22 protein-coding genes and 1 pseudogene are annotated in these 24431 nt (G+C 61.9%); 13 read left to right on the top strand and 10 right to left on the bottom strand.

The features are described 5' to 3' along the window. The first annotated feature begins 50 nt into the window (after nt 1-50). From V6M90_RS01475 to hutG, 5 genes are all read left to right on the top strand, one after another. On the top strand, nt 51-1559 hold the full coding sequence (locus tag V6M90_RS01475; RefSeq protein WP_305428282.1) for an HAL/PAL/TAL family ammonia-lyase: 1509 nt from the start codon (nt 51-53) through the stop codon (nt 1557-1559). A 31-nt stretch (nt 1560-1590) separates the two neighbouring features. Continuing rightward, entirely contained in the window at nt 1591-3123 is a 1533-nt protein-coding gene (gene hutH, locus V6M90_RS01470) for a histidine ammonia-lyase (RefSeq protein ID WP_003171160.1), read from the top strand. Between the two features lie 176 nt (nt 3124-3299). Further along, entirely contained in the window at nt 3300-4709 is a 1410-nt protein-coding gene (locus V6M90_RS01465) for an amino acid permease (RefSeq protein WP_141063093.1), read from the top strand. 15 nt (nt 4710-4724) lie between these two features. After that, nucleotides 4725-5930 carry an imidazolonepropionase gene (hutI, locus tag V6M90_RS01460; protein WP_003171162.1) on the top strand — a complete coding sequence of 402 codons (1206 nt, stop codon included), beginning with the start codon at nt 4725-4727 and terminating at the stop codon, nt 5928-5930. 12 nt (nt 5931-5942) lie between these two features. Continuing rightward, nucleotides 5943-6746 (top strand): N-formylglutamate deformylase, encoded by an 804-nt coding sequence (gene hutG / locus V6M90_RS01455; RefSeq protein ID WP_003171163.1) that lies wholly within the window; start codon nt 5943-5945, stop codon nt 6744-6746. Between the two features lie 18 nt (nt 6747-6764). Here hutG and V6M90_RS01450 read toward each other — a convergent pair whose 3' ends face one another. After that, entirely contained in the window at nt 6765-7265 is a 501-nt protein-coding gene (locus V6M90_RS01450) for a hypothetical protein (RefSeq protein ID WP_003171164.1), read from the bottom strand. 271 nt (nt 7266-7536) lie between these two features. Between V6M90_RS01450 and pip the strand changes: the two genes are divergently transcribed. The 8 genes from pip (at nt 7537) to V6M90_RS01410 (ending at nt 17361) form a co-directional block, all read left to right on the top strand. Beyond that, nucleotides 7537-8508, top strand: coding sequence for a prolyl aminopeptidase (gene pip, locus V6M90_RS01445; RefSeq protein WP_003171165.1), 972 nt, complete (start codon nt 7537-7539; stop codon nt 8506-8508). Beyond that, a complete protein-coding gene (dtd, locus tag V6M90_RS01440; RefSeq protein WP_003171166.1) occupies nt 8505-8942 on the top strand; it encodes a D-aminoacyl-tRNA deacylase in 438 nt (145 codons plus the stop codon). Before pip ends, dtd begins: the two co-directional genes overlap by 4 nt. Before the next feature lie 324 nt (nt 8943-9266). Continuing rightward, complete coding sequence (locus V6M90_RS01435; RefSeq protein WP_176156595.1) at nt 9267-10946, top strand: glucan biosynthesis protein G; 1680 nt, start codon at nt 9267-9269, stop codon at nt 10944-10946. After that, nucleotides 10939-13509 (top strand): glucans biosynthesis glucosyltransferase MdoH, encoded by a 2571-nt coding sequence (gene mdoH / locus V6M90_RS01430; protein ID WP_078822957.1) that lies wholly within the window; start codon nt 10939-10941, stop codon nt 13507-13509. Before V6M90_RS01435 ends, mdoH begins: the two co-directional genes overlap by 8 nt. A gap of 188 nt (nt 13510-13697) precedes the next feature. Further along, nucleotides 13698-14498: a transporter substrate-binding domain-containing protein gene (locus V6M90_RS01425; RefSeq protein ID WP_003171171.1), complete on the top strand. Its 801-nt coding sequence runs from the start codon at nt 13698-13700 to the stop codon at nt 14496-14498. A 219-nt stretch (nt 14499-14717) separates the two neighbouring features. After that, a complete protein-coding gene (locus tag V6M90_RS01420; RefSeq protein ID WP_003171172.1) occupies nt 14718-15515 on the top strand; it encodes a transporter substrate-binding domain-containing protein in 798 nt (265 codons plus the stop codon). 159 nt (nt 15516-15674) lie between these two features. Further along, a complete protein-coding gene (locus tag V6M90_RS01415) occupies nt 15675-16634 on the top strand; it encodes an amino acid ABC transporter permease (RefSeq protein WP_332845975.1) in 960 nt (319 codons plus the stop codon). Then, on the top strand, nt 16627-17361 hold the full coding sequence (locus tag V6M90_RS01410; RefSeq protein ID WP_003171174.1) for an amino acid ABC transporter ATP-binding protein: 735 nt from the start codon (nt 16627-16629) through the stop codon (nt 17359-17361). Before V6M90_RS01415 ends, V6M90_RS01410 begins: the two co-directional genes overlap by 8 nt. Nucleotides 17362-17392: 31 nt before the next feature. Here V6M90_RS01410 and V6M90_RS01405 read toward each other — a convergent pair whose 3' ends face one another. From V6M90_RS01405 to hisI, 9 genes and pseudogenes are all read right to left on the bottom strand, one after another. After that, nucleotides 17393-19300 (bottom strand): HAMP domain-containing methyl-accepting chemotaxis protein, encoded by a 1908-nt coding sequence (locus V6M90_RS01405; RefSeq protein ID WP_003171175.1) that lies wholly within the window; start codon nt 19298-19300, stop codon nt 17393-17395. Between the two features lie 135 nt (nt 19301-19435). After that, complete coding sequence (locus tag V6M90_RS30040; RefSeq protein ID WP_408637267.1) at nt 19436-20140, bottom strand: methyl-accepting chemotaxis protein; 705 nt, start codon at nt 20138-20140, stop codon at nt 19436-19438. 201 nt (nt 20141-20341) lie between these two features. Next, nucleotides 20342-21262 (bottom strand): annotated as a pseudogene (locus V6M90_RS30035) (methyl-accepting chemotaxis protein); the annotation flags it as partial. A 231-nt stretch (nt 21263-21493) separates the two neighbouring features. Beyond that, on the bottom strand, nt 21494-22201 hold the full coding sequence (locus V6M90_RS01395; protein WP_003171177.1) for a 16S rRNA (uracil(1498)-N(3))-methyltransferase: 708 nt from the start codon (nt 22199-22201) through the stop codon (nt 21494-21496). After that, complete coding sequence (gene tatC / locus V6M90_RS01390) at nt 22198-22989, bottom strand: twin-arginine translocase subunit TatC (RefSeq protein WP_141063088.1); 792 nt, start codon at nt 22987-22989, stop codon at nt 22198-22200. The genes V6M90_RS01395 and tatC overlap by 4 nt, the downstream gene beginning before the upstream one ends. Then, a complete protein-coding gene (gene tatB / locus V6M90_RS01385) occupies nt 22986-23387 on the bottom strand; it encodes a Sec-independent protein translocase protein TatB (RefSeq protein WP_003171179.1) in 402 nt (133 codons plus the stop codon). The genes tatC and tatB overlap by 4 nt, the downstream gene beginning before the upstream one ends. A 10-nt stretch (nt 23388-23397) precedes the next feature. Next, nucleotides 23398-23676, bottom strand: coding sequence for a twin-arginine translocase TatA/TatE family subunit (locus tag V6M90_RS01380; protein ID WP_003171180.1), 279 nt, complete (start codon nt 23674-23676; stop codon nt 23398-23400). A gap of 25 nt (nt 23677-23701) precedes the next feature. Continuing rightward, on the bottom strand, nt 23702-24034 hold the full coding sequence (locus tag V6M90_RS01375) for a phosphoribosyl-ATP diphosphatase (protein ID WP_332845973.1): 333 nt from the start codon (nt 24032-24034) through the stop codon (nt 23702-23704). 2 nt (nt 24035-24036) lie between these two features. Further along, nucleotides 24037-24429, bottom strand: coding sequence for a phosphoribosyl-AMP cyclohydrolase (gene hisI / locus V6M90_RS01370; protein ID WP_003171182.1), 393 nt, complete (start codon nt 24427-24429; stop codon nt 24037-24039). Nucleotides 24430-24431: the final 2 nt, after the last annotated feature.

The following is a 24431-nucleotide window of genomic DNA, read 5'->3' as shown; positions in this document are numbered from 1 at the left end:
GGTTTTGTGGTGTGGCTGGCAAAGCTGTAGAGAATATGAAGAGGTCAACAATGTCCCAGGCAGCAAAAATCATCATCGCCGATACACCCTTGCACTGGCAGGACGTAGTCGCCGTCGCCCGCCACGGCGCTGCGCTCGAACTCTCGGGCCAGGCCTGGGCGCGCATCGACAATGCCCAAGCCATCGTGCAACGCATCGTCACCAGCGGCGAACGCGCCTATGGCGTGAACACCGGCCTGGGCGCGCTGTGCAATGTCTCGCTCGAAGGTGAGCAACTCAGCCAGCTGTCGCGCAATACCTTGCTCAGCCATGCCTGCGGCGTCGGCCCGGTACTCAGCGATGAGCAGACCCGCGCGATCATTTGCGCGGCGGTCATCAACTACAGCCACGGCAAATCCGGCCTGCATCCGCAGGTGGTGCAGGCGTTGCTGGCGCTGCTTAACCACGGCATCACGCCGCAAGTGCCGTCCCAGGGCTCGGTGGGTTATCTGACGCATATGGCCCATGTCGGCGTGGCGCTGCTGGGTGTCGGTCATGTGAGCTATCGCGGCCAGATCGTCCCGGCGCAACAGGCCCTGGACGAAGAAGGTTTGCAGCCGGTGGTACTCGGCGCCAAGGACGGCCTGTGCCTGGTCAATGGCACGCCGTGCATGACTGGCCTGAGCTGCCTGGCCCTGGCCGACGCGCATCATTTGCTGCAATGGGCCGACGTGATCGGCGCCATGAGTTTCGAGGCCCTGCGCGGCCAGATCGACGCGTTCGATGCTGAGATCATCGCCCTCAAGCCACACCCCGGCATGCAACACGTCGGCATCAACCTGCGTGCGCTGCTCGATGGCAGTGAAGTGATCGCCGGCAGCAAAGGCATTCGCACCCAGGACGCCTTGAGCATCCGCTCGATCCCGCAGATCCACGGCGCCGCGCGTGACCAGGTGGCGCACGCCACACGTCAGATCGAGACCGAACTCAACAGCGCCACCGACAACCCGCTGCTGCTCGGCACTCCGGAGCATTACCGGGTAGTGTCCCAGGCCAACCCCCACGGCCAATCCGTGGCGCTGGCCGCCGACCTGCTCGCCATCGCCATGGCCGAAATCGGCTCGGTGGCCGAACGTCGCCTGGACCGCTTGATCAACCCGCATGTCAGCGGATTGCCGGCGTTTCTGGTGAGCAACCCTGGGGTGAACTCCGGGATGATGATCGTGCAGTACGTCGCCGCGTCCTTGTGCGGGCAAAACCGCCAGTTGGCGCAGCCGGCGGTGCTCGACAATTTCGTCACCTCGGGCTTGCAGGAAGACCACCTGAGCATGGGCACCAATGCTGCGCTCAAGTTGCACCAGGTATTGGCCAACGTGACTCAGATCCTCGCCATCGAGTACCTGCTGGCGGCCCAGGCCTTCGAGTTCCTCAAGGGCCAGCGCTTCGGCGCCGGCACCGACCGCGCCTGGCGTTTGCTGCGCGAAGTGGTCCCCGCGTATGAGCAGGACCGCTGGCTGGCGCCGGACATCGCGGCCGCTGCTGCATTGCTCAAAGACACCGCACTGCCGAATTTGCACTGAACACCAAGAATAATTCACAAGGAGAACGAATGTGACTGCGCTAAACCTGATTCCAGGCCAACTGAGCCTCGCCCAACTGCGTGCCATCTACCAGCAGCCGGTAACCCTCAGCCTGGATGACAGTGCCTCGGCCCAGATTGAAGCCAGCGTGGCCTGCGTCGAGCAGATTCTCGCCGAGAACCGCACCGCCTATGGCATCAACACCGGTTTCGGGCTGCTGGCCTCGACCCGTATCGCCAGCGAAGACCTGGAAAACCTGCAGCGTTCCCTGGTGCTGTCCCATGCCGCCGGCGTCGGTGAGCCGATCAGCGATGCGCTGGTGCGGCTGGTCATGGTGCTCAAGGTCAACAGCCTCAGCCGTGGCTTCTCCGGGATTCGTCGGCAGGTGATCGATGCGTTGATCGCGCTGATCAACGCCGAGGTGTATCCGCATATTCCGCTGAAAGGTTCCGTTGGCGCTTCCGGCGACCTGGCGCCATTGGCCCACATGTCCCTGGTGCTGCTCGGTGAAGGCAAGGCGCGCTACAAAGGTGAATGGCTGGAGGCGAGCGATGCGCTGAAAGTCGCCGGCCTTACGCCGCTGACCCTGGCCGCCAAGGAAGGCCTGGCGTTGCTCAACGGCACCCAGGTCTCCACGGCCTATGCCCTGCGTGGTCTGTTCGAAGGCGAAGACCTGTTTGCCGGCGCCCTGGCCTGTGGTGGCCTCACCGTGGAAGCGGTGCTGGGTTCGCGCTCGCCGTTCGACGCCCGCATTCATGCCGCTCGTGGCCAGCGTGGGCAGATCGATTCGGCTGCCGCCTACCGCGACCTGCTCGGCGACAGCAGCCAGGTTTCGCAGTCGCACCAGAACTGCGACAAGGTGCAAGACCCGTACTCCCTGCGTTGCCAGCCACAAGTGATGGGCGCGTGCCTGACCCAGTTCCGCCAGGCTGCCGAGGTGCTGGTGGTCGAAGCCAACGCCGTGTCGGATAACCCGCTGGTCTTCGCCGCCGAAGGCGATGTGATCTCCGGCGGCAACTTCCACGCCGAACCGGTAGCCATGGCCGCCGACAACATGGCGCTGGCCATCGCTGAAATCGGCTCCCTGAGCGAGCGCCGTATTTCGCTGATGATGGACAAACACATGTCGCAACTGCCGCCGTTCTTGGTCGGCAATGGCGGCGTGAACTCCGGTTTCATGATCGCCCAGGTCACCGCCGCCGCGCTGGCCAGCGAAAACAAGGCGTTGGCGCATCCCCATAGCGTCGACAGCCTGCCGACCTCTGCCAACCAGGAAGATCACGTGTCCATGGCTCCGGCTGCGGGCAAGCGTCTGTGGGAAATGGCCGAGAACACCCGTGGGATTCTGGCGGTGGAATGGCTGGCCGCCTGCCAGGGCCTGGACCTGCGCGAAGGCCTGAAGACCTCGCCGAAACTGGAAAAGGCCCGCGGCCTTCTGCGCGACAAAGTGGCGTTCTACGACAAGGACCGCTTCTTCGCCCCGGACATCATCGCCGCCAGCGAACTGCTCGCCAGCCGCTGCCTGAATGAGCTGGTGTCGGCGAAGTTGTTGCCGAGTCTGTAAGGCTGTTTGAGATTGGATGCTCTTGTGGCGAGGGAGCTTGCTCCCGCTCGAGTGCGAAGCGCTCGCACGGTTTTGGCGCTGCTGCGCAGCCCAGCGGGAGCAAGCTCCCTCGCCACAAAAAAACCACCTGTCTCAGGGCTTCGTTTTTCTCAGGATAAAAATAATAGGGACGAGAAATGCATCAGCAAGAAAAGGGCTTGAAACGCGGGCTAACCGCCCGACATATTCGCTTCATGGCACTCGGCTCCGCGATCGGCACCGGGCTGTTCTATGGCTCTGCCTCGGCTATCCAGATGGCCGGCCCCGCCGTACTGCTGGCCTACCTGATCGGCGGCGCGGCAGTGTTCATGGTGATGCGCGCCCTCGGCGAGATGGCCGTGCACAACCCGGTGGCCGGTTCCTTCGGCCATTACGCCAGCACCTACCTGGGCCCGATGGCCGGGTTTATCCTCGGTTGGACCTACGCCTTTGAAATGATCATCGTCTGCCTCGCCGACGTCACCGCGTTCGGTATCTACATGGGCTTCTGGTTTCCCGAGGTCGCGCGCTGGGTCTGGGTGCTTGGCATTGTGTTCCTGATCGGCGGCCTGAACCTGTGCAACGTCAAAGTGTTTGGCGAAATGGAGTTCTGGCTGTCGCTGCTCAAGGTCGGCGCGATTGTCGCGATGATCCTCGGCGGTTTCGGCATCATGCTGTTCGGCATCCATTCGGCCGGTGAAACCCAGGCCAGTGGCCTGAGCAACCTGTGGGCCCATGGCGGCTTCATGCCCAACGGTATCGGCGGCCTGATCGCCTCGTTCGCGGTGGTGATGTTCGCGTTCGGCGGCATCGAAATCATCGGCATCACCGCCGGTGAAGCCAAGGACCCACAGCGCGTGATCCCCAAGGCGATCAATGCGGTGCCGCTGCGCATCCTGCTGTTCTATGTGCTGACCCTGTTTGTGCTGATGGCCATCTACCCCTGGCCGCAGATCGGCAGCCAGGGCAGCCCGTTCGTGCAGATATTCAGCAACCTCGGCATTGGTTCGGCCGCCACTATCCTGAATATCGTGGTGATCTCGGCGGCGGTGTCGGCCATCAACAGCGACATCTTCGGTGCCGGCCGCATGATGTACGGCCTTGCGCAGCAAGGGCAGGCGCCCAAAGGGTTCGCGCAACTGTCCAAACAAGGCGTGCCGTGGATGACGGTGCTGGTGATGGGCGCAGCGTTGCTCGGCGGCGTGGTGCTCAACTACCTGATTCCGGAAAACGTATTCCTGCTGATCGCCTCGATTGCTACCTTCGCCACCGTGTGGGTGTGGTTGATGATCCTGTTCACCCAGGTCGCGATGCGTCGCTCCATGACCCGCGAGCAGGTAGCCGAGCTTAAATTCCCGGTGCCGTTCTGGCCTTACGCGCCTGCGGCGGCCATCGTGTTCATGCTGTTTGTATTTGGTGTGCTGGGCTACTTCCCGGACACTCAGGCAGCCTTGCTGGTCGGCGCCGTGTGGATCGGGCTGCTGGTGGTTGCCTACCTGCTGTGGGTCAAACCCGCCGCCGGGCAAGCCGCCAGGGTCCATTACGAACCGGCTGTGTCTCATCGATAACTTAGGGAGGCGTTGATGAAAACGCTTTGGCAGCACTGCCACATTGCAACCATGGCCAACGGTAATTACTCGATCATCGAGGATGCCGCCATGGTCACCGCCGGTGTGCTCATCGAGTGGATCGGCCCGCGCAGCGAAGTGCCGACGGCGGACTACGCCCAGGTGCAGGACCTGCAAGGCGCGTGGGTCACCCCCGGGCTGATCGACTGCCACACGCACACGGTGTTCGGTGGCAATCGCAGCGGCGAATTCGAGCAACGTCTGCAGGGCGTGAGCTACGCCGAGATCGCCGCCCAGGGCGGCGGTATTGCCAGCACCGTGCGCGCCACCCGCGCCGCGACCGAAGATGAACTGTTTGCCAGTGCTGAAACGCGCCTGCGCAGTCTGTTGCGTGACGGCGTGACCACGGTGGAAATCAAGTCCGGCTACGGCCTGGACCTGGCCAACGAACGCAAGATGCTGCGCGTGGCCCGTCGCCTGGGTGAAGCGCTGCCGGTCAGCGTGCGCGCCACCTGCCTGGCGGCCCATGCGTTGCCGCCGGAGTACAAGGACCGTGCCGACGATTACATCGAGCACATCTGCACCGAAATGCTGCCGGCGCTGGCGGCCGAAGGGCTGGTGGACGCGGTGGACGCGTTCTGCGAATACCTGGCGTTTTCCACCGAGCAAGTGGAACGTGTGTTCAAGGTCGCCCAGCAACTCGACCTGCCGGTGAAGCTGCACGCCGAGCAACTGTCGTCGCTGCACGGCTCCAGCCTGGCGGCACGCTACCAGGCGTTGTCGGCGGACCACCTGGAATTCATGACCGAAGAAGACGCCATCGCCATGGCTGCCTCGGGCACCGTCGCGGTACTGCTGCCGGGTGCGTTCTACTTCCTGCGCGAAACCCAATTGCCGCCGATGGACGCGCTGCGCAGACACGGCGTGAAGATCGCCATTGCCAGCGACCTCAACCCTGGCACCTCGCCAGCACTGTCGGTACGCCTGATGTTGAACATGGCCTGCACCCTGTTTCGCATGACCCCGGAAGAGGCCCTGGCCGGCGCCACGCAACATGCGGCCACCGCCCTGGGCATGGGCGCCACCCATGGTTCGCTGGAAGTGGGCAAGGTCGCCGATTTTGTCGCCTGGCAGATCGATCGCCCGGCCGACCTGGCTTACTGGCTGGGCGGTGAGTTGGATAAACGCGTCGTGCGCCATGGCGTCGACGTCACTGTTTAAAGGAGTACCGTTGTGGATAAGGTTCTGAACTTCAAACAAGGCCGTGTGCCGCTGCTGATCAGCATGCCCCATGCCGGGCTGCGTCTCACGCCTGCGGTCGAGGCCGGGTTGATTCCCGAGGCACAAAGCCTGCCGGATACCGACTGGCACATTCCGACGCTGTATGACTTTGCCGAGGAACTGGGCGCCAGCACCCTATCGGCGGAGTACTCGCGGTTTGTCATCGACTTGAACCGACCCTCCGATAACAAGCCGCTCTATGCCGGCGCCACCACCGGTCTCTACCCGGAGACGTTGTTCGATGGGGTCCCGCTGTTTCGCGAAGGCCAGGTGCCGTCCGAAGAGGAGCGCGTCACCTACCTGCAAAAAATCTGGGGCCCGTATCACCGGCAGTTGCAAGAGGAACTCGCGCGTCTCAAGGCCGAGTTCGGTTACGCATTGTTGTTCGATGCCCACTCGATCCGCTCGGTGATTGCGCACCTGTTCGACGGCAAACTACCGGACTTCAACCTCGGCACCTTCAATGGCGCTGCCTGCGATCCGGAGCTGGCCGGCCAACTGGAGGCTATCTGCGCCCAGCATCCGCGGTACACCCATGTACTCAATGGGCGCTTCAAGGGCGGTCATATCACCCGGCACTACGGCAACCCGGCGCAGGATATTCATGCGGTGCAGCTGGAGTTGTGCCAGAGCACGTATATGGAGGAGTTCGAACCCTTCAATTACCGACCCGACCTGGCCGAGCCGACACGGGCCGTACTACAAGCGCTGCTCAAAGCTCTATTGCAGTGGGGCGAGCAACGACATGGAAAGTAAGGGCGGCGCGCTCGTCTTTTAAATCGAGTGCGATCCATTGTTGTTGATGCTGAAGTTTCCGCAGACCCTGAAGGAGGTCTTGTCAGGGTGTGCGGCGCGGAAGATGAACACCGCACTGAGGTTTTTATTACCGGGCGTCCACGTGTAGATAATGCTGCCGTCCAGGCTCGGGAATTGAAGGGTTGTGTCGATCTCATCGTCATTGTTTGCCGGGCTGTCCAGCTTATAGTAGCCCGCGCTGTCGGCACGCAGGTCAGGAGGGCGCAGTGCGGGGGCCAGTTCGGAGCGGCCGGTTGTATGACCCTTGGCCAAATGAATGCGCAAGGTATTGATTGTCCAGGTGGCGGTTGCGCTGTTGAGCCTGTCTTCGAACGCTTTGATCGTCCAGCAACGGATACCTGCAATGTCAGTGCTTTCTTGTATCTCTACGCGGTTTGCCTTGAAGGGCTCCACTTTATTGGCGAAATTCAGCGTTGCGGTAAACGTTTCAACGTAGCGTTGAGCGGATGAAGTGTTCATAAGATCGTCCTTGTCGCGGGTGTCCCTGGCCAATATTCATTAGGAGGAGGATGACGCCGGACATCTACTGTCATATGTGACAGTCGTTTATACCGTTTGGGCATGTACGTCGTTCGCGATAGAGCGTCTCTGCGGGTACGGCCGGGGGACGCGTTGACACAAGTCCAAGCGCTCAAGGGCATGCTCATTGCACCATTCGGGTTTATAGTGCCAGACGGCAGAATAAAAGACGTCCCCCCAGGGATGAACCCGACCCCCTACGGAGCGCGCAATGCAGACTTGGTACCCGCAGATCAAACCCTACGCCCGGCACGATCTGGCTGTCGATGACACCCATACGCTGTACGTCGATGAAAGTGGCTCCCCCGAAGGCTTGCCCGTCGTCTTCATCCACGGTGGCCCCGGCGCGGGTTGCGATGCTCAGAGTCGCTGCTATTTTGATCCAAACCTGTACCGCATCGTCACCTTTGACCAGCGCGGTTGCGGGCGCTCCACACCCCGGGCCAGCCTGGAAAACAACACCACCTGGGACCTCGTCGCCGATATGGAGCGCATTCGCGAGCACCTGGGCATCGACAAATGGGTGCTGTTCGGTGGTTCCTGGGGCTCCACCCTGGCCCTGGCCTACGCGCAAACCCACCCCGAGCGTGTGCTGGGGTTGATCGTTCGCGGCATTTTCCTGGCGCGCCCGCAGGATATCGAATGGTTCTACCAGGCCGGCGCCAGCCGCCTGTTCCCGGATTACTGGCAGGACTACCTCGCGCCGATTCCCGCGGACGAGCGCCACGACATGATCGCGGCCTACCACAAGCGCCTCACCGGCAACGACCAGATCGCCCAGATGCACGCCGCCAAGGCCTGGTCCGGCTGGGAAGGTCGCATGCTGGGCCTGTGTCCGAGCCCGCAGCACGTGGAGCGGTTTTCCGAGCCGCAACGCGCCCTGTCCATTGCACGGATCGAGTGCCATTACTTCACCAACAACTCCTTCCTGGAACCCAACCAGCTGATCCGCGACATGCACAAGATCGCTCACCTGCCTGGCGTAATCATCCATGGCCGCTACGATATGATCTGCACGCTGGATAATGCCTGGGAGCTGCACCAAGCCTGGCCGAACAGCGAGCTGCAGGTCATCCGCGAAGCGGGCCATGCGGCGTCCGAGCCCGGCATCACCGATGCATTGGTGCGCGCGACCGGCGAGATGGCACGGCGCCTGCTTGATTTGCCGCCTGAAGAAGCATGAAGGGCCTGTTGCAACGGGTGCGTGGCGCCCGGGTCGAGGTGGCGGGTGAAATTGTCGGCTCGATTGACCAGGGTTTGCTGGTGCTGGTAGCGGTCGAGCCTTCAGATACGCCGCAAAGCGCCGATAAGTTGCTGCACAAATTGCTCAACTATCGGGTTTTCAGTGACGACGAGGGCAAGATGAACCTGTCGCTCAAGGACATTGGCGGCGGTTTGCTGCTGGTGTCGCAGTTCACCCTGGCGGCGGATACCCGGAGCGGGCTGCGGCCGAGCTTCTCGACAGCGGCCCCGCCGGTCCTGGGAGCGGCGCTTTTTGACCACCTGTTGTTACAAGCGCAACAATTACATGGCAAGGTGGCTTCGGGGCGTTTTGGCGCCGATATGCAGGTGCATTTGGTCAATGATGGCCCTGTGACCTTTCTGTTGCAGACGTGAATGTATTAAAAACGACTTTTAATGCCTAAAAACGCAGGTTTTCGCTACAAATACTTCGTTGCCCCTGATGCGTTGTCTCGCGGGCTACTAGATAATCGCGCGCTACGGGGATCAGCGTTGTTTGGTCCATTTTTGATTTAGGTAGAGACTTGTCCGATATCTATTGGGGAATCATTTTGACCCAGGGGAGTCGGAACAATGCTCGCCAACCTGGCATATAGATAGCTGGCCGTTGGTTTTTTGATCTGTTTTCGGCGAGGGTTGCTCGTGATTGTTAGTCCCTGTAATGCACCAAAATTGTCTGCCAAACGGTTACGAAACGCACTGGTGACGGGCTCTGCCCTGTTTTGCCTGTTCGGCGCGGGTCAACTGTGGGCATTCAGTCTGGACGATGTGTCGGCCAAGGCAAAAGAGCTGGCCGGGCAGAAGTACGAAGCTCCGCGCAGCAATCTGCCGAACGAATTCCGTGAAATGAAATTCGCGGACTACCAGAAGATTCGTTTCCGCAACGAAAAAGCCGAGTGGGCCGACCAGAACACCCCATTCAAGCTGTCCTTCTATCACCAGGGTATGCACTTCGATACACCGGTGAAAATCAACGAAGTGACGGCTGACAGCGTTCAGGAAATCAAATACGACCCGTCGCGCTTCGATTTCGGCGACGTCAAGTTCGATCCCAAGGCCACCGAACAGCTCGGTTATGCCGGTTTCCGTGTGCTGTTCCCGATCAACAAGGGTGACAAGCAAGACGAAATCATGACCATGCTCGGCGCCAGCTATTTCCGCGTCGTCGGCAAGGACCAGGTGTATGGCCTGTCGGCCCGTGGCATGGCGATCGATACCGCGCTGCCGTCCGGCGAAGAATTCCCGCGTTTCACCGAGTTCTGGATCGAGCGTCCGAAGCCGGGTGACAAGCACCTGGTGATCTTCGCCCTGCTCGATTCCCCACGTGCGACCGGCGCCTATCGCCTGATCCTGCGTCCGGGCACCGACACGGTGGTCGACGTGAAATCCCAGATGTTCCTGCGTGACAAGGTCAGCAAGCTGGGCGTTGCCCCGTTGACCAGCATGTTCCTGTTCGGTGCGAACCAGCCTTCCAAGGTCCTCAACTACCGTCGCGAACTGCATGACTCCAGCGGCCTGTCGATCCATGCCGGCAATGGCGAGTGGATCTGGCGCCCCCTGAACAACCCAAAACACCTGTCGGTCAGCAACTTCAGCGTAGAAAACCCGCGTGGTTTCGGCCTGCTGCAACGCGGTCGCAACTTCAGCCACTACGAAGACCTGGACGACAACTACGACAAGCGCCCAAGCGCCTGGATCGAGCCTGAAGGCGACTGGGGCAAGGGTTCCGTCGACCTGGTCGAGATCCCGACCGCCGATGAAACCAACGACAACATCGTTGCCTTCTGGAGCCCGGAAAAACTGCCGGAAGTCGGCCAGCCCCTGGACGTGGCCTACCGCCTGCACTGGACCCTGGACGACGCCGCGTTCCACTCGCCGGACAGCGCCTGGGTCAAGCAGACCCTGCGTTCCACCGGTGACGTGAAGCAATCCAACCTGATCCGTCAGCCCGATGGCAGCGTTGCGTACCTGGTGGACTTCGAAGGTCCGTCCCTGAAAAAACTGCTGCCGGACGCCCCGGTGCGCAGCCAGGTGAGCGTGGGTGACAATGCTGAGCTGGTCGAGAACAGCGTGCGTTACAACGAGCACACCAAAGGCTGGCGCCTGACCCTGCGCATGAAGATCAAGGACGCGAGCAAGCCGACCGAGATGCGTGCGGCGCTGGTGCAGGACATTCCTCAGGCCGAGCCTGAGCATGTGTCCACCCAGGTGCTCAAGGCCGACAAGGTCCTGGCCAAGCAGCACGAGAAACAGGCCAAGAAAGACGCGAAAGACAAGGAAGCCAAGCAGCCAGAAGCTGCCCCAGCCACACCGGAGCCGATCAAGACCGAGCAAGTCCTGACCGAAACCTGGAGCTATCAGTTGCCTGCCGATGAGTAATTCTCAAGCCCGGCCAGAGACTCTGTCCGAGTACCTGGCGCACCTACCGATGACCGCTGAGCAGCGTGCCGAACTGGCAGGCTGCGCATCCTTCACCGAGTTGCACGAGCGGTTGTCGTCCAAGACCTTCGACGCGCCCATCGACGCCGCCCAGGCGTCGGTTGGCCGTCGGTTGACCCTCAACACGGCCGAAGAGCTGCAAGACGCCGAAATGCTCGCGCTCGACGCCAGCGGCCGCGTGTGCCTCAAGGCCACGCCGCCGATCCGGCGTACCCGCGTGGTACCGGAGCCGTGGCGCACCAATATCCTGGTGCGCGGCTGGCGCCGTATCACCGGGCGCAGCAACCCGCCGACACCGCCCAAGGATGAACGTGTATTGCCGGCCGCGCGCTGGCGTACCGTGGGTTCGATCCGTCGTTACATCCTGCTGGTGCTGATGCTCGGCCAGACCATCGTGGCCGGCTGGTACATGAAAGGCATCATGCCGTACCAGGGCTGGTCGCTGGTCGACTTCGACGAGATCCGCAACCAGACCCTGCTGCAAACCGCCACCCAGGTACTGCCTTACGCGCTGCAGACCAGCATCCTGATCATGTTCGGGATCTTGTTCTGCTGGGTGTCGGCGGGTTTCTGGACGGCGCTGATGGGCTTTCTGGAACTGCTGACCGGTCACGACAAATACCGCATCTCCGGTAAAAGTGCCGGCGACGAGCCGATTCCGCAAAACGCCCGCACCGCGCTGGTGATGCCGATCTGCAATGAAGACGTGCCGCGTGTGTTCGCAGGCCTGCGCGCGACGTTCGAGTCGGTGGCCGCCACCGGTGACCTTGACCGTTTCGACTTCTTCGTACTCAGCGACAGTAACGACGCCGACATTTGCGTGGCCGAGCAGCAAGCCTGGCTCGATGTGTGCCGCGAAGCCGGTGGTTTCGGCAAGATCTTCTATCGCCGCCGTCGCCGTCGCGTCAAACGCAAGAGCGGCAACCTTGATGACTTCTGTCGTCGTTGGGGCGGTGACTACAAGTACATGGTCGTGCTCGACGCGGACTCCGTGATGAGCGGCGAATGTCTGACCAGCCTGGTGCGCTTGATGGAAGCCACGCCGGATGCCGGGATTATCCAGACCGCGCCGCGCGCGTCGGGCATGGACACCCTGTATGCGCGCATGCAGCAGTTCGCCACGCGTGTGTACGGCCCGCTGTTCACCGCCGGCCTGCACTTCTGGCAGCTGGGTGAGTCCCACTATTGGGGCCACAACGCAATCATCCGCATGAAGCCGTTTATCGAGCACTGCGCCCTGGCGCCGTTGCCGGGCAAAGGCGCGTTCGCCGGTTCCATCCTGTCCCACGACTTCGTTGAAGCAGCGCTGATGCGCCGTGCCGGCTGGGGCGTGTGGATTGCCTATGACCTGCCGGGCAGCTACGAAGAACTGCCGCCGAACCTGCTGGACGAACTCAAGCGTGACCGTCGCTGGTGCCACGGTAACCTGATGAACTTCCGCCTGTTTCTGGTCAAGGGTATGCACCCGGTGCACCGTGCGGTGTTCCTGACCGGTGTGATGTCCTACCTGTCGGCGCCGTTGTGGTTCCTGTTCCTGGTGCTGTCCACCGCGTTGCTGGCGGTGAACACGCTGATGGAGCCGCAGTACTTCATGGCTCCGCGCCAGCTGTACCCGCTGTGGCCGCAATGGCACCCGGACAAGGCGGTGGCGCTGTTCTCCACCACCATCGTGTTGCTGTTCCTGCCTAAACTACTGAGCATCATCCTGATCTGGGCCAAGGGCGCGAAAGAGTTCGGCGGCAAGTTCAAGGTGACGATGTCGATGCTGCTGGAGATGCTGTTCTCCATGCTACTGGCGCCGGTGCGGATGATCTTCCACACCCGTTTCGTGCTCGCCGCGTTCCTCGGCTGGGCCGCGACCTGGAACTCACCCAAGCGTGACGACGACTCGACCACCTGGGGCGAAGCGTTCAAGCGTCATGGTACCCAGACCTTGCTGGGCTTCCTGTGGGCCCTGCTGGTGGTGTGGTTGAATCCCAGCTTTCTGTGGTGGTTGGTGCCGATCGTCGGTTCGCTGATGCTGTCGATCCCGGTCTCGGTGATCTCCAGCCGCGTGAACCTGGGCCTCAAGTCCCGCGACGAGAGCCTGTTTCTCATCCCCGAGGAATACAACCCGCCGCAAGCGCTGCAGTCGACCGAGAAGTACACCCACGAAAACCGCTGGCACGCCCTGCACGACGGGTTCGTGCGTTCGGTGGTCGACCCGCAGCAGAACGCCCTGGCTTGTGCCCTGGCGACTTCGCGTCACCGTGAAGCGGAGCCGATCGAGTACCTGCGTACAGAACGCGTGCGTCATGCGTTGAAGGTTGGCCCGACCGGCCTCAACAACGCCGAACGCGTCGCCTTGCTCAGTGATCCGGTGGCCCTGGGCCGCCTGCACGAGCAGGTCTGGAGCGAAGGGCATGCCGAGTGGCTGGCCGCCTGGCGTGACTCGATCAAGTCCGACCCGCACGCGCCGTTGCTGCCGCTGCAACCACTGTCGTCCCAGGCCCAACCGGCCTGATTCAGACACCCCCGAGGGCTCACCTCGGGGGTGTTTCAAACGCTGGTCCTACAGCGTTTTTCGCCTCTTCCCTGTTGTTCCAATCCCTGGTTATTTCGAAACAAAATACCCCCTTTCGAGGCGTATTGGCGTGCCCGCGACTGGGTTAGGATCGCCCCCCGAATTTGTCTCGGTCACAGGGGAGTTTCATGATCAAGAGGTATTGTCTGGCAGCGCTGATCTGCGTTGCCGCATTAATTCAACACAACCTGGCGCACGCGGGCGCAATTGATGATGCGGCGCGGCGCGGCGTGCTGAGAGTCGGCACCACACCCACCTACGTACCTTTCGAAATGACGGATAAACAAGGGCGCATCGTCGGCTTTGAGATCGACTTGCTGGCGAGCATGAGCCAGGCGCTGGGCGTAAAGCTTGAACTGGTTTCAGTGCCCTACACGGAGCTGCTGCCGGGGTTGATGGCGAAAAAATTCGACCTGATCGGCAGCGGCATGACCGTCACCCAGGAGCGCAACCTGAAGCTGAACTTCAGCGACTCCTTTATCGTGGTGGGCCAGACCGTGCTGCTGCACCCCAGCCTGCTTGGCAAGGTTTCCAGCGTGGAAGACCTCGACGATGCCGGCTACCGCATCGCCGTCACCGAAGGCACGACCGGCGAGGCGGTGGCGCAGCGGCTGCTCGGCGCGGCGCGTCTGTTGAGCTTTGCCACACCGGAAGAAGGCGTGCGCCAAGTGGTGCGGGGCCAGGCTGATGCGTTTATTTACGACGCGCCCTACAACCTGATCGCCCTGAGCCGGCCGGAGAACAGCGAGCTGCTGGCGCTGGAGCAGCCGTTCACCTTCGAACCCCTGGCGTTTGGCGTGAAAAAAGGCGATTTCGACAGCCTCAACTGGATCAACCATTTCCTCAGCCAGATCGCCCAGGACGGCACCTATGATCGGCTGCACGACAAGTGGTTCCGGGACACCGCCTGGCTGGCGGAAATCGACTGAAAGTCATAACTGCTTACACATCAATCCTTTGCAACTGCGTTCCGCGCACGCGTCTATCCCTGTGCTTGTGCGCAACGCTGTAGGGTTTTTCTGACATACCCCGACAACAATTCCCCCTGAAACCTTTGTGACAGGCAGCGAGTGGGTTAGGATCGCACCCCGAAATGGTGCAGCCCTTTTGCGCGCCGATCTTATAAGAATGGTTCAGGGGACTTGATGATGAAAAAGTATCTTTCGATGCTGCTGCTCGGCGTCACCGCGCTGGTTGCGGCCACTGCGGCCCAGGCCGGCGCCATCGATGATGCGGTCAAGCGCGGCACGTTGAAAGTCGGCATGGACCCGACCTACATGCCGTTCGAAATGACCGACAAACGCGGCGACATCATCGGTTTTGAAGTCGACATCCTCAAGGCCATGGCCAAGTCCATGGGCGTCAAGCTGGAACTGGTGTCCACCGGTTACGACGGCATCATCCCGGCCTTCCTCACCGGCAAGTTCGACATGATCGGCAGCGGCATGACCCTGACCCAGGAACGCAACCTGCGCCTGAACTTCAGCGAACCCTTCATCGTGGTCGGCCAGACCCTGCTGATCCGTAAGGAATTGGAAGGCACCATCAAGTCCTACAAAGACCTGAACGACGAGAAATACCGCCTGACCTCCAAGCTCGGCACCACCGGTGAGATGGTCGCCAAGAAACTGATCGCCAAAGCCAAGTACCACGGCTATGACAACGAGCAGGAAGGTGTGCTGGACGTGGTCAACGGCAAGGCCGACGCCTTTGTGTATGACGCACCGTACAACGTAGTGGCCGAGAAGAAAGTCGGCAACGGCAAGCTGGTGTTCCTCGACGAGCCCTTCACCTTTGAGCCATTGGCGTTCGGCCTGAAGAAAGGTGATTACGACAGCATCAACTTCATCAACAATTTCCTGCACCAGATCAAGAACGACGGCACCTACGATCGCATCCATGACAAGTGGTTCAAGAGCTCCGAGTGGCTCAAGGACATGGAATAAGGCTGACTTGTAGTGAGCGGGCTTGCCCCGCGCTGGGTGGCGTAGCCGCCCCAAAACCATACGCCTCGGTCTTTCTAAAACACTGCGGTGCCTGGATTTAGGGGCAAGCCCGCTCACTACACAAAGGTGCTTGCCTTCGACTTTTTTGGATGTTGAGTAATGAAACAGAAAAAAGCCCAATGGCCCTGGCACCTGCTGACCGTGGTCGTGCTGGTTGGCCTGGCGGGCGCCTTGTACTACGCCACGTCGCTGATGTCCTATGAATGGCGCTGGAACCGCGTGCCGCAATATTTCGCCTACCAGGCCGAAGAAGCCCAGCGGGCGGCCGATATCTCCACCGTCATCGAGCTGGCCCGCAAAGGCGACGTGGCCGAAGTGACCCTGCGCAATGACGCAGGCACCGAGCAAAAGGTGACGGTCGCCGACAACAGCCTGCAAGTCGCGCGTGGCGATGATGTGGCCGAAGGCGATGTCATCGGTGTCAATCGTCATTGGGCGTTGGGCCCGCTGATGTGGGGCTTGTGGACCACGCTATGGCTGTCGGGGGTGTCGGGCATCCTCGGCCTGGCGATCGGCCTGGCCACGGGGCTGTGCCGGCTGTCCAGCAACCCGACCCTGCGCGATCTGTCGACGATCTACGTCGAACTGGTGCGCGGCACACCGTTGCTGGTGCAGATCTTCATTTTCTATTTCTTTATCGGTACGGTGCTCAACCTGTCCCGGGAATTTGCCGGGATCGCCGCGTTGTCGCTGTTCACGGGGGCTTATGTGGCGGAAATCGTCCGCGCCGGCGTGCAGTCGATCACCCGTGGCCAGAACGAAGCCGCACGCTCCCTGGGCCTGAGTGCCGGCCAGTCGATGCGCCATGTGGTGCTGCCACAAGCGTTCAAGCGCGTACTGCCGCCGTTGGCCGGGCAATTTATCAGCCTGGTGAAGGACACCTCGCTGGTGTCGGTGATCGCGATTACCGAACTGCTCAAGAGCGGTCGCGAAGTGATCACCACCTCGTTCTCGCCGTTTGAAATCCTGTTCTGCGTCGCAGGCCTGTACCTGTTGATCAACCTGCCGCTGTCGAAGATGGCCAGCCGGCTTGAGCGGAGGCTCGCGCAAAGTGATTGAAGTCCGCGATCTGGTAAAAGTCTTCGACACCCGTGGCCAGGTGGTGCGCGCGGTGGACCACGTGACCACCCAGGTGGCCAAGGGCGAGGTGCTGGTGGTGATCGGCCCATCCGGCTCGGGCAAGTCCACTTTCCTGCGCTGCCTCAATGGCCTGGAAGCATTCGACTCGGGCTCGGTGAGCATCGACGGTCTGCAACTGGCTGATCCGAAGACCGATGTGAACGCCTATCGCCGCGAAGTCGGCATGGTGTTCCAGCATTTCAACCTGTTCCCGCACATGACCGTGCTGGAAAACCTGTGCCTGGCGCAAAAGGTCGTGCGCAAGCGCGGCAAGCAGGAGCGCGAAGCCAAGGCCCTGGCGCTGCTGGAGAAGGTCGGCATTGCGCAGAAGGCCAACGAGTTTCCTTCGCGGCTGTCCGGCGGCCAGCAGCAGCGGGTCGCGATTGCCCGGGCACTGGCGATGGAGCCCAAGGTGATGCTGTTCGACGAACCCACCTCGGCGCTGGACCCGGAAATGGTCGGCGAAGTGCTGGACGTGATGAAGACCCTGGCCCTGGAAGGCATGACCATGGTCTGCGTTACCCACGAAATGGGTTTTGCCCGCGAAGTGGCCGACCGGGTGCTGTTCTTCGACCATGGCAAACTGCTGGAAGACGCGGCCCCGGCCGAGTTCTTCGAGGCGCCGAAGGACCCGCGCGCCCAGGCGTTTCTGCGTCAGGTCCTGTAAAAACCGCTGAATGGTTTATGGGGTGTAAGCCTCAAAACCTGAACTTGCCGACCAGCGTCTGTAGATCCAGGCTCAAGCGCTCCAGATGAACACTCGCGGCCGCCGTTTCCTCACTGGCGGCGGCGGTTTGTTCGCAGACATCGCGCACCTTCAACACACTGCGATTGATCTCTTCGGCGACCGCGCTTTGTTCTTCGGCGGCAGCGGCGATTTGCGGGTTCATGTCCTGGATGATCGAGACGGTGCGCGCAATCGCCGCCAAGGCATCACCCGCATCGCGGGTCAGGTCCACGCTGACGTCGGTGAGCGCGCAACTGCCGTCCAGGATATCAGCTACCTGCTGCGTACCCTTGTTGAGGTCGCTGATCAACCCTTCAATCTCCTCTGCCGATTCCTGCGTGCGCTGGGCCAGGCTGCGCACTTCGTCGGCCACCACCGCAAACCCTTCGCCGGCGCTGCCCGCGCGCGCGGCTTCGATGGCGGCGTTGAGCGCCAGCAGGTTGGTTTGCTGGGACACCGACTTGATCACTTCCAGCACGCCGCCGATTTTTTCGCTTTCGCGCTGCAACGCCAGCATTGCCTGGCTGGAGCGTGCCATTTCATGAGCCAGGTGGCCGATGTGCTCAACGGCTTGTGTCACCACCTGATCCCCGCAATTGGCTTGCTCACCGGCCTCTGCCGCCGCGATGCAAGACTGTTCGGCGTGACGCGCCACCGTCTGGGCGGTGGCGAGCATTTCATTCATCGCGGTGGCGACCTGATCGGTTTCTTCCTGCTGGTGCCTGGCCCCCGTGCGGGTCTGTTCGGTCACGGCCGACAACTGGGTGGCGGCGCTGGCGATCTGCCGGGCGCTTTCACCGATGCCGCTGATCAGCGTGCGCAGATGGCGGGTCATGTCGCCAATGCTGTGCTGCAACAAGCCCAGTTCGTCACGGCGCCGGGTCTGGATGTCGTGGCTCAGGTCGCCCTGGGCGATGCGGTTGGCGGCTGCCAGGGCCTGGCGCAGTGGCACGGTGATTTGCCGCGTGATCCACCCGGCGGCCAGGGCGCCGAGCACCAGCGCCCCCAAGGTCACGCTGACCAGCAGGGTGCGGGTCTGGCTGGCTTCGCGGTCACGCTGGGTGATTTGCGCCTGGCTTAACAGGTCGCTGTGCTCCAGGAGCTGATCGAGTTGCTGTTCGAACCGATTCTGCACGGCTTCCGTATTGAGTTGCGCCTCCTTGAGTGTGATCGACTGCTCGCGATAATTAACCAGGTCACTGTCGAACCGGTCCGCATTCACCGGCAGGCGCATCACCGGCGACTGGGCAACGGCCAGTGCATCGAGCGCGGTGCTCACCCCTTCGGCATAGGCCTGGAGTGTGTCGGCGGCCCAGGCGGGGTTCTGGGTGCGATCGTCGACCTGTGCTATCGCCCGGCGCAGGTTTTCGATGGCATCAAGGGCAGGCTGGTCGTTCTGGTCGGGCAAGTCGCTGGCCAGTTGCGCCAGGGTGTCGCTGGCCTGCAGGGCGAGTTGTTCAAGGAGGCGTCGGGCGGTCTCACGGTTTTCGATCAAGGCCGGCAACTGGGCGAGCGCCTCTCGAAAACCTGCCGCCAGCTGTGTGGCCTCTTCCAGGCGTCGCCGGTCGGCAGGTGCGTTCATTCGGGTTGAAAGATCGGCCAGGTGCTGTTCGATTTTTTCGATCTGCAGGGTGATTTTGCCGCGACTGCCAGGGTCCGTCAGGGTGCGATACACGATGCGATCAGCGCGCATGGCCTCGGCGTCGGCGGTCAGTTGGCCCAGCGTCGTCAGGTTGGTTGAGCGCGAAAGCACGGCGTTGAGGGCTTGCCAGCCGGTCATGGCGATGACGAGGCTGAGGATCAACACTTGGCCAAACCCCAGGGCGAGCTTGACGCGGATGCTGGCATTGACCAGTAGACGGGTCAGTTGAGAAAACATGATGAACCTCCGAATCCGAACAGCGCTTAAACCAACGCTAAATCGATTCGGAGTGACGGCGGGCTGATAACTGCGTAGGAAATTTCACAAGTTGCTGCCGTACGACGGCCACGTCTGGCCGCCGTGAAGCGCGGGTCAGATCCGGAAGCGTCCGACCAGGGTCTGCAAGTAGTTGCCCAGGCGCGCCAGCTCGGCACTGGAGGCGGCGGTTTCTTCGCTGGCGGCGGAGGTCTGTTCCGACACGTCGCGCACATTCAACACGCTGCGGTTGATCTCTTCGGCTACGGCGCTTTGCTGTTCGGCGGCGGTGGCAATCTGCGAGTTCATTGCCTGGATGGTCGAGACCGTGCGGGTGATGTTCTCCAGGGCGCTGCCGGCGCGACGGGTCAGCTCGACGCTGCTGTCGGTGAGGCCGCGACTGTTGTCCATGATGGTCGCCACCTGCTGGGTGCCGTTCTGCAGACCGACGATCAGTTCCGCGATCTCCTCGGTGGACTTCTGGGTGCGCTGCGCCAGGCTGCGCACTTCATCGGCCACCACCGCGAAACCACGCCCGGCTTCACCGGCACGGGCTGCTTCAATGGCCGCGTTGAGCGCCAGCAGGTTGGTTTGCTGGGCCACGGATTTGATCACGTCGAGCACGCTGCCGATCTTGTCGCTTTCGCGCTTGAGGTCGCCCATGGCCGCGGTGGAATTTCCCACTTCGGTGGCCAGGCGTTCGATCTGGGCGATGGCTTCGCCGACCACTTTGTCGCCTTCGCGGGCCTGTTGGTCGGCGGCCACGGCTGCCTCGGATGCTTCCTCGGCGTTGCGCGCCACTTCCTGTACGGTGGCGGCCATCTCGTTCATGGCGGTGGCCACCTGGTCGGTCTCGACCTTCTGGCTGTTGACCCCGGCGCTGGTCTGCTCGGTCACGGCCGACAATTGCTCGGCGGCGCTGGCGATCTGGGTGACGCCTTCACTGATGCCCCCGATCAGCTCGCGCAGGCCCAGGGTCATGCTTTGCATGGCCCGTTGCAGTTGGCCCAGTTCGTCCTGGCGCAAGGACGTCAGGTTGTGGCTCAGGTCGCCCGAGGCGACGCGCTCGGCCACTTGCAGGGTCTGGTTCAGCGGGATGATGATCTGGCGGGTAATTGCCCAGGCGGCCACCAGGCCGAAGATCAGCGCCAGGATGGTGGCGATCAGCAACAGTTGTCTTGCGTGCGCGGCGTCGGTATCGCGCACTACCGTTTGTGACTTGGTGAGCTTTTCGCTGCGGTCCACCAGGATGTCGCCCTGGGCGCTCATGATTTTCAGGGCGGCGGTGCTTGCCACCTGGGAGTCGCGATACTGGCTGACGGCTGCGCGGTAGGCTTGCAGAGAAACGCCGGCCTGTTGCAGGTTGGACGAAAACTGCTCAGGCAGTTGGCCGGTCAGTTCGGCGATTTTCTTCAAGGCGTTGTCGATGGCGTCCAGTGCGGGCTGTTCAGCCTCGACCTTGCCGCTGTAGGTGTAGCCGCGCACCTGGAAGCGCGCCTGCTGGATCAGTTTGCTCAGGCTGACGATGCTGTTGAACTGGCTGACGCTGTCGCCCTGCAACAGGGTTTTTTCCACTTCGCCGACCTTGAGTACCGCATTGTCGGCGGTGTCGCCCAGTTTGCTGCGGGCGTTTTCGCGGTTGGCCCCGGCCTGGACCATGGCGTCGAATGCACGCTTGTATTGGTCGACAGCGGCGAGTTGGTCATCGATCAAGGCGATGTCGGCGGGTTGCTCGATCAGCGTGCGCGCGTTTTTCAGGCCGCTTTCCAGCTGGCCTAGGAAGCCATTGACCGCCGTCGGGCCCTGTTCGCCGCGACGCATCTCGAAGTCCAGGCGCGCGATGCGCAGGTCCTTGGTCAGGACGTTGAGGCTGGCGATATAGCCCAGCTTGTCGCCACGGCTGATCACGCCGGAGAGCCCGGTCCAGCCGGTGAACGTCGTCATCAACGTCAACAGCAGTACCAGGCCAAAGCCTACGCCCAGCTTGGTCTTGACGCTGACATTACCCAGCTTTTCGGCTAACGCACGGTACATGTTACAACTCCCCTGGAGCACGGCTTGGACTTATTGCAGGGGTTATCGGCATGAGCGCAGGATTCTATAGCCACACAAGTCAAGTGTGGGAGGGAGCAAGTCGAATCGTCGCACCGCCCCTCCCACAGGAGACCGCGGCGTTTAGAAGAGTCGGGCGAGCAGGGCGGTGACGGCGGTTTCAACCCGCAGGATGCGTGCGCCGAGCTGCACCGGTTGCAGGCCGGCCTTGGTCAGCAGGTCGACTTCGTAGGGAATCCAGCCGCCTTCGGGGCCGATCGCCAGCGTGACCGGTTCATCCAGGCCGCGAGGGCAGGGCGGGTAATCGCCGGGGTGACCGATCAGGCCCAGGGTGCCTTGGGTCATCGCCGGCAGGCGGTCTTCGACGAACGGTTTGAAGCGCTTCTCGATGATGATCTCGGGCAGCACCGTGTCCCGTGCCTGTTCCAGGCCGAGGATCAGTTGCTCGCGAACCGCCTCGGGCTCCAGGAACGGGGTTTGCCAGAAGCTTTTTTCGACCCGGTAGCTGTTGACCAGCACCACCTTCGGCACGCCCATGGCCGCCACGGTTTGCAGCACCCTGCGCAGCATTTTCGGGCGCGGCAGGGCCAGCAGCAGGGTCAGCGGCAGTTTGGCCGGCGGCGGTTGGTCGAAGCTCACTTGCAGCTCGGCTTCACGGGCTTCCAGGCGCAGCAAGTGTGCATTGCCCATCAAACCGCCAATGCGGCCGACGCGCAGGCTGTCGCCCACGCTGGCGCGGTGGACTTCCTGCATATGCACCAGGCGCCGATCACGCAGCACCACACGGTCGGCCGCGATAAAGTCGGCCTCCTCAAGCAGCAGCAGGTTCACGGCTGGGTCGCTGGCGGCTGGTCGTCGTCGGCGGGTTGGTCATCCGGGTGTTCGCCGCGCTTGCTGATCAGGCTGCTGAACAGGATGCCGATCTCGAACAGCATCCACATCGGCACGGCCAGCAGGGTCTGGGAGAAGATGTCCGGCGGGGTGAGGATCATGCCTACAACGAAGCAGCCGATGATCACGTACGGGCGGATCTTCTTCAGGTACTGCACGTTGACCACGCCGATCCACACCAGCAACACCACGGCCACCGGGATTTCGAAGGCTACGCCAAAGGCGAAGAACAGCGTCATCACGAAGTCGAGGTAGCTGGTGATGTCGGTCATCATCTCGACGCCGGCCGGGGTGGCGGCGGCGAAGAACTTGAAGATCAACGGGAACACCAGGAAGTAGGCGAACGCCATGCCGGTGTAGAACAGCAGGATGCTCGACACCAGCAACGGCACCGCAATGCGCTTCTCGTGCTTGTACAGGCCAGGTGCGATAAAGCCCCAGATCTGATGCAGGATCACCGGGATTGCCAGGAACAGCGAGACCATCATGGTCAGCTTCAACGGCGTCAGGAACGGTGACGACACGTCGGTGGCGATCATCGTCGCGCCGGCCGGCAAATACTGGCGCAGCGGCGTGGAGACGAAGGTGTAGATCTGCTGGGTAAAGGCGAACAGCCCGGCAAAGATGATGAAGATGGCCGCTACGCAACGCAGCAGGCGGGTACGCAGCTCGGTGAGGTGCGAGACCAGTGGCATGTGCTGGTCGTTTTCCGGTTTATCAGCGCTCATGGGGCTCGCGGCGGCAATGTAGGGTCATGGGGCGCGGGCGACGCAACGGACGTCGGCGCAGGCTCGGTTGGGGGCGGCGTGGCTGGCGTGGCGTCGATGGCCGGTGCGATGCTCTGCTCGGGCACCGGCGCCACCGGCTTGGCCGGCTCCTGCACCGGCGAGAGAATCTTGCGCGCCTCCTGCTCCAACGACAGGATATGTTCGTTGTGCAATTGCCGGCGGATCTCGTCGGCGCCAATTTCACGTTCAACTTCCTGTTTGATCGCATTGAAACTGCGTTTCAGGCGCCCGATCCACAGGCCGGCGGTGCGCGCGGCACCGGGCAGGCGTTCCGGCCCCAGTACCAGCAGGGCCACGAGGCCGACGAGCAGCAGTTCAGAGAAGCTGATACCAAACATTAGTCAGTGCTCACGAGTCTTTGCGGGTCGGCTCTTCGACTTTCTCAGCCTGCACGTCGAAGGTACGACGCTCGGTGATCGGCTGAGTGGCCTGAGGGTGCACAGGCTGGGCCGGCGGTACAGGATTGGCCGCAGGGTCGGCGGGTTTTTCGTCATCGTTCATGGCTTTGCGAAAGCCCTTGATCGACTCGCCCACGTCGGTGCCCAGGTTCTTGAGTTTCTTGGTGCCGAACACCAGTACCACCACCACCAGAATGACGATCCAGTGTTTCCAGTCAAAAATGCCCATGCTGCAAATCCTCGATAAAAGTTATTCAGGCGGACGGGCGCGAGGCCTTTTCAGCGTGCCCGGACAAGCCGAAGCGACGGTCCAGTTCATCCAGTACAGTCTGGGGATGCTGCCCCAGTTGGGCGAGCATGACCAGGCTGTGGAACCACAGGTCGGCGGTTTCGTAGATCACATCGCTGCAGTCGCCGCTGATTTGCGCGTCCTTGGCGGCGATGATGGTCTCGATGGATTCTTCGCCAAGCTTTTCCAGAATCTTGTTCAGGCCCTTGTGGTAGAGGCTGGCGACATAGGAGCTGTCGGCGTCCGCGCCTTTGCGGTCTTCCAGCACCTGGGCCACACGGTTCAGGGTATCGCTCATGGTCAGTGTCCTGCCGAATAAATGGCGTGCGGGTCTTTGAGCACCGGCTCCACGATCTTCCATTCGCCGTTCTCGAACACGCGATAGAAGCAGCTGTGACGACCGGTGTGGCAAGCGATGCCGCCGATCTGTTCGACCATCAGGATCACCACGTCGGCGTCGCAGTCCAGGCGTATCTCATGCAGGGTCTGCACATGCCCGGACTCTTCGCCCTTGCGCCACAGTTTGCCACGCGAACGTGACCAGTAAATGGCGCGCTGCTCAGCGGCAGTTAGGCTCAGGGCCTCGCGGTTCATCCAGGCCATCATCAGCACGCGCCCGGTCTTGTGGTCCTGGGCAATGGCCGGCACCAGGCCGTCACTGTCCCATTTGATTTCGTCCAGCCAGTCTTTCATGT

Origin of the sequence: Pseudomonas lactucae (genome assembly GCF_036688725.1) — a bacterium.
In the GTDB taxonomy this organism is placed as follows: domain Bacteria; phylum Pseudomonadota; class Gammaproteobacteria; order Pseudomonadales; family Pseudomonadaceae; genus Aquipseudomonas; species Aquipseudomonas lactucae.
Note: the sequence above shows the minus strand (reverse complement) of the source record. Positions and strands in the feature narration are given on the sequence as shown.